We start from the raw sequence: 5,708 nt of genomic DNA on the forward strand, positions 1-5,708 counted from the left end.
TCAGGCTGAGTTTTCTCGTTCCCAGGCGCTGCGTGGGAACCAGAGACCGGGAGCGGGGCTTTTGCGACACCCTCCCGGTGGGAGCGGGGCTTTTGCGACACCCTCGGCGGGAGAGGGGGCGAAGCAGCCAGCCCCGGAGCGTTTCTTCCTGAACCATTATCGAGATCCCGATCCGATCCGTCTTGATCCGGTCCGGGGGCGGTGAGCAGCTCCCGCAGCTGCTCCCGCTCCGGTGCGGAGAGGGCGTGATCCGGGTCCTGCCGCTTGCGCAGGAGGGTGCGGACCAGTAACCAGGCGCCCACCGCGATGAGTAGAAAGGGGCCGAACCAGAGCAGGTAGGTGGAGGGCTTCAACGGCGGGTCGTAGAGGACGTGATCGGTATAACGGTCCACCAGGTAGCCCTTGATCCGGGCCTCGTCCTTGCCCTCCTGTACCAGCCGATAGACCTCTTCGCGCATGATCTGCGCCACGTCCGCCTGGGAGACCGCGAGGGTCTCGTTCTGACAGACCACGCACCGCAGCTCCGTAAGCAGGGCGCGGAAGTCGGCGGCCTGTTCCGGGGTATCGAAGGTGAACTGTTCGAGGGTGTAACCGCCCGCTATGTAGGGCACCAAGGCCCCAAGCAGGGCGAGCAGAGGCAGGGTAGGGCGCATATGCTAAGGCTCGGATTTCAGAGTGGCGTAGATGGGGCGCAGTCGATCCTTCCAGATATCGGGGGTGATCGGCCCTGTGTGCTTGTAGCGAATGGTGCCCTTGCGGTCGATGAAGAAGGTTTCGGGGGCGCCGACCACACCCCAGTTGACGATGAGGGGATCCGTGTCTCCCACCATGGCGGTCAGGGCATAGGGATTGCCGTGGCTGCGCAGGTAGTCGATGGCCCGGGCGCGCTCGTCCCGCCAGTTGAAGCCGACGATCTTGACGCCTTCGCGCCCGGCCAGTCGCAGCAGCTGCGGGTGCTCTTGCCGGCAGCTTACACACCAGGTGCCCCAGACGTTGACCAGGGTGATGTCGCCGCGCAGGGCCTCCTGGGTGACTAACCGGGTGGGATCGAGGAGGCTAGGACGCGAGAACTCCGGCGTGGGCTTGTCGATCATGGTGGAGGGGATGGCACTGGGGTCGCGCATCAGGCCATTGAAGAGCAATGCCGCCAAGGCGACGAATATCCCCAGGGGTAGCAAGGCGCTGATGAATTTACCCATCCTCAGACCCTCGCGGTTGCTGTGTCTGCCGCTACCTTGGCCCGACGGCGGGTGATCCGATAGCGGCGATCCGTGATCGCGAGCAGTCCACCCAGGGCCATGCATAGGCCACCGAGCCAGATCCAGCGCACGGCGGGTTTGTAGTAGATACGCAGGGCCCAGTCGCCATCCCTCCCGCTCTCACCTAGGGGTTCGCCGAGGGAGACATAAAGATCGCGTGTGAATCCCCAGTCGATTGCGGCCTCGGTCATAGGCTTGGGGCTGGTGAAGTAGGTGCGCTTTTCGGGCTCCAACACCGCGATCTGCCGGTCCCCTTGGAAGACCAGGAAGCGGCCTCGGACGGCCCGATAGTTGGGGCCGGGCACTGTGGTCACGCCTTCGAACCGGAAGCGGTAGCCGGCGGTCTCATGGACGTCACCGGGGGACATGCGAATGTCCTGTTCGCTGCCGAAGTTGGAGACCATGGTGACACCGAAGATGAACATAGCGACGCCCAGATGGGCCAGGAGCATGCCGTAGTAGCCGCGTCCGCCGCCCTTCAGGTCCGCGGCCACGGCTGCGATGTCCCGTCGGCGACGCAGGCGGTCCCGCAGCCCCGCCAGGTGGGCGAGGAGCACCCAGGCCGCCAGCCCCAGGCCCAGGGCGACCAACAGGGAGCCGCCCGTGGTTTTGGGTGGGAACAGGCTGGCCACGCCGGCGGTGGCGAGGGAGACTAGGGCGGCGATCCCGAGCCCCTTGACCAAGCGGCCGGTCTGATCCCGTTTCCAGCGGGTCATGGGGCCGAGACCTAAGACCAGGGCCAGGAAGGGCATGAGGACTAGGAACATCCGGTTGAACCAGGGGAAGCCCACGGAAATCTTGCCCCAGCCCATGGCCTCGTAGATCAGAGGGGCCAGGGTGCCGAACAGGACCAGGGCGGCGAAGGCCGTCAACAGCAGGTTGTTGACCAGGAGAAAGGTTTCCCGGGACAAGGGGTCGAAGCGCCCGCCGCCGGAGACTTCCGGCGTGCGCCAGGCGTAAAGGGCCAGGGAACCGCCGACCACGAGGCACAGGAACACCAGGATGAAGGTGCCGCGGGCGGGGTCCGTGGCGAAGGCGTGCACCGAAGTCAACACCCCGGAGCGTACCAGGAAGGTGCCGAGCAGGCTCAGGGAGAAGGCGCACAGGGCCAGGAGCAGGGTCCAGCGCTTGAATGCCGCCCGCTTCTCGGTGACCGCCAGGGAGTGGATCAGGGCCGTGCCCACCAGCCAGGGCATAAGGGAGGCGTTTTCCACCGGGTCCCAGAACCACCAGCCGCCCCAACCCAGCTCATAATAGGCCCACCAGCTGCCCAGGGCGATGCCGAGGGTCAGGAAGACCCAGGCCACGGTGGTCCAAGGCCGGGACCAGCGCGCCCAGGTCGCGTCCAGCTTACCGCCCAGGAGCGCGGCGATGGCGAAGGCGAAGGCCACCGAGAAGCCTACATAGCCCATGTAGAGCATGGGCGGATGGATGGCCAGCCCCGGGTCCTGGAGCAGGGGATTGAGGTCCCGTCCCTCCGGCGGCACCGGGAACAGGCGCGTAAAGGGGTTGGAGGTCAGCAGCATGAAGAGCAGGAAGCCGATGCCGATCAGGCCCAGCACCGAGAGCACCCGCGCTGCTACTTGAGGGGGCAGGTTGCGCCCGGAGGCCGCCACCGCCGCGCCCCAGCCGCCGAGCAGGAGGGCCCACAGCAGGAGCGAGCCCTCGTGGGCGCCCCACACGGCCGAGACCTTGTAGACGGCGGGCATGAGGCGATTGGAGTTGCGGGCCACGTAGAGGACCGAGAAGTCGTCACTCAGGAATGCCCACAGCAGACAGGCGAAGGCTAGGCTTAAGAAGGCGAGCTGACCCCAGGCCAGGGGCCGCGCCATCGCCATCCAGGACCGGCGGTGGGTGAAAGAGCCCGCGAGGGGAAGTATGGCCTGGATGCTAGCCAGGGCCAGGGCCAGGATGAGGGCCAGGTGCCCCAGTTCCGGGATCATCGGCCCGCGGCCGTCTCGGTGCCGTCCGCTGCCTGGACGGGCCGCAGGCTGTCGGCTACCTCCGGTGGCATATAGGATTCATCGTGCTTGGCCAGCACCTCCTCGGCGTAGAAGACCCCGTCCTCACCCAGGCGGCCTTTGGCCACCACGCCCTGGCCTTCGCCGAACAGGTCCGGCAGGATCCCGGTGTAGCTCACCGATAGGGTGGCGGCATTGTCGGTGACCGCAAAGGTCAGCGTCAGGCCATCCCCTTGCCGGGCCAGGCTGTCCTTCACCACCAGGCCGCCGAGCCGGAATAGGGCATTCGTCGGGGCCTCCCCGGCAGCCACCTGGGAGGGGCTGAAGAAATAGGAGAGATTGCTGCGCATGGCGCTGATAGCCAGGGCCGCGGCGATGCCCACGCCCAGGATGGCGAGGGCGACGAAGACGAAGCGCTTGTGTCTGGCCTTCACTGGTTAACCCATCACAAACTATTCACGTGCAACCGAGATGCCTCTGTTCGCCCGTGCCTTCAGCACCTGTGACCTCAGCAAGCGAGCGAGACGGGCCAGGATGGCACGCCGCCGGCGGCCGAGCTGCACCAGCTCCAGGACCAGCAGGATCAGGGCCATGCCGTAGGCACTCCACACGTAGAAGGCGTAACCGCCTTGGGCGAAAAACGTATCCATTATACCCGTCACATATTGAGAGTCTGTCTGTTTTCCGAACGATTCACGGGCAACGGATAGATTACCGCTCCTGTGCCACTAATACCTTGACCCAGGTCGTGTCGGCCTCCCATATCAGGATGATACCCCGTACCCAATGCCATTAAGTTAAGCATCACCGGTGCCGTTTGTGATTGATCGATCCCTGAACCCCTCTCCCGCCGAGGGTGTCGCAAAAGTCATTTCGAACCACAGAGGACACCGAGAACACAGAGAAAGGAATCGGCTAATTCTTTGCGTTCTCTGTGTCCTCTGTGGTTTAAACTTCACAGACTGGCGGCTGATGCCACCGCTTTTGCGACACCCTCGCCGAGAGAGGGGCTTTGAGGCTTAACTTAATGGCATTGTCCCCGTACCTGCATGAAGATGGCGACGAAGCTATTTGTTGCTTTCAAACATCTTCCAGTCGATTCCGAGTTGTCGGACCGCCGCCCGTATTGTTCCCAACTTGAGATCATGACCACATAAAGCATTTGGAAACTCCAATAATTTTGTTGGGCGGGGTCAGTATCTTACGTTAATACAGGAGACAATATTGCAAAAAGTATGGTTATCAGGATGCAGGCTGCGAATCCCAAAGACAAGAACGGCCGTCTCTCCAGATCGAGAAATGAAAAGAATAGCTTTGTTTTGCTCGTAAGAAAATAATAAAGTTTGACAGCGCCGCCACCGGCAAGATATAGCCAGATCCAAACCGATGTGAAATACGTAGACCCGGCAAGGGTGATAAGGAGATAATCAATTGGTAATTCAATGCTGCTTAATCCTAAAAGCTCCTCCCAGATGATTTGTATTGCAGACCACCACGAGTTGGGCTCAAGGAAGAGCCAGGCAAGTAGGGTCGAAAACAATAGAATGCTGATCAACCAAATCAATAGTGTAGCAAAGGCATCCAATAGTATGGCAACCGCTATGGTGCTTGGTTTATCCGAGCTTCCGATAATGGATATGACCAGCCTGGTTTCGAGTAAAGACACATAATCCGGTAATAAATTGACTAAGCCAACAAGTATAAGATAACCTCCAATCAGGCTTCCATAAGAATTTTCTATAGCCCGAAGCATGGCTTCTTTGATTTCATTCGGCATTATATTTGCTATCAATATACTGATTATGACCACAGATAAAACGGAAGCGACGCTAGACGCCAGAAAGCACCTGATACTCAGATGTCTTTCGCCGAAAATCGCGTCGAACATTCGGCCGAATTCAGCTGCCCAGTTATCCGTAGATGCTGGCATCTTTATATTTTTAAGCCAGGCTGAGACCCTTTCCTTAGCGCTATCCTGGGTTACTTTCTCGGCAAGAGAAAACAGGGCAATCACTCCCCCGGTAATTGACGCCCAACTAGCAACAATCGTAAGTAGCTTCATAGCTTATATGGCCCGTTGCCACACTTCGGAGCTTGTGAAAGCTGCGCCTATCCTGCGCTGGAATTCCGTATCCTCTTTCTTGCGTCAATGCTGCTCGAACACAGCATCTACCGTGGACACATCCAGAATGCGATCAGTCCAAAGATCGAGTTGTTCCAGGGTGGCCAATTCGAGGCGCTTGCGGGTCTCTTCGTCGAGGGGGCCGAAGCGTTTGACAAGAAGACGTTCCAGGATAGTTGCGGCTTTTTCGGTCTCGCCTTCGAGTTTGCCTTGCTGCAAGCCTCTTTGGATGGCAAGTCGTTCAATACTGGTGACATAGGGCATCTTTATTTCTCCTTCGATGGTTTCTATAGCTTGCCATAGCTGTTGTTCGAGTGCATTCGGCAGGCGCATCATCCAGTCGATGACGGCAAACAGATCCAGTAT

7 protein-coding genes are annotated in these 5,708 nt (G+C 60.2%); all 7 read right to left on the minus strand.

The annotated features are described in order from the left end of the window. Nucleotides 1–653: cytochrome c-type biogenesis protein (locus BQ17_RS07380; protein ID WP_141699154.1), on the minus strand; the 653-nt coding region annotated here is incomplete at its 3' end. A gap of 3 nt (nucleotides 654–656) precedes the next feature. Next, the gene (locus BQ17_RS07385) at nucleotides 657–1,199 is read right to left on the minus strand and encodes a DsbE family thiol:disulfide interchange protein (protein WP_089725725.1); all 543 of its coding nucleotides are present in this window, start codon (nucleotides 1,197–1,199) and stop codon (nucleotides 657–659) included. Between the two features lie 2 nt (nucleotides 1,200–1,201). Next, nucleotides 1,202–3,202, minus strand: coding sequence for a heme lyase CcmF/NrfE family subunit (locus BQ17_RS07390; protein WP_089725727.1), 2,001 nt, complete (start codon nucleotides 3,200–3,202; stop codon nucleotides 1,202–1,204). Then, complete coding sequence (gene ccmE / locus BQ17_RS07395; protein ID WP_089725729.1) at nucleotides 3,199–3,654, minus strand: cytochrome c maturation protein CcmE; 456 nt, start codon at nucleotides 3,652–3,654, stop codon at nucleotides 3,199–3,201. Before ccmE ends, BQ17_RS07390 begins: the two co-directional genes overlap by 4 nt. Nucleotides 3,655–3,672: 18 nt before the next feature. Beyond that, on the minus strand, nucleotides 3,673–3,870 hold the full coding sequence (ccmD, locus tag BQ17_RS07400) for a heme exporter protein CcmD (RefSeq protein WP_089725730.1): 198 nt from the start codon (nucleotides 3,868–3,870) through the stop codon (nucleotides 3,673–3,675). A 551-nt stretch (nucleotides 3,871–4,421) separates the two neighbouring features. After that, nucleotides 4,422–5,282, minus strand: coding sequence for a hypothetical protein (locus tag BQ17_RS07405; protein WP_089725733.1), 861 nt, complete (start codon nucleotides 5,280–5,282; stop codon nucleotides 4,422–4,424). Between the two features lie 84 nt (nucleotides 5,283–5,366). Further along, nucleotides 5,367–5,708, minus strand: a 342-nt coding sequence (locus BQ17_RS07410) for a DUF4351 domain-containing protein (protein ID WP_141699155.1), incomplete at its 5' end; no start/stop codon positions are given.

Source organism: Candidatus Thiosymbion oneisti, assembly GCF_900092655.1.
In the GTDB taxonomy this organism is placed as follows: domain Bacteria; phylum Pseudomonadota; class Gammaproteobacteria; order Chromatiales; family Chromatiaceae; genus Thiosymbion; species Thiosymbion oneisti.

Excerpts from the sequence above, each read along its gene's own strand:
- BQ17_RS07405 (WP_089725733.1), bottom strand. The coding sequence starts at position 5,282 with ATGAAGCTACTTACGATTGTTGCTAGTTGGGCGTCAATTACCGGGGGA.
- BQ17_RS07385 (WP_089725725.1), bottom strand. The coding sequence starts at position 1,199 with ATGGGTAAATTCATCAGCGCCTTGCTACCCCTGGGGATATTCGTCGCC.
- ccmD (WP_089725730.1), bottom strand. The coding sequence starts at position 3,870 with ATGGATACGTTTTTCGCCCAAGGCGGTTACGCCTTCTACGTGTGGAGT.
- BQ17_RS07390 (WP_089725727.1), bottom strand. The coding sequence starts at position 3,202 with ATGATCCCGGAACTGGGGCACCTGGCCCTCATCCTGGCCCTGGCCCTG.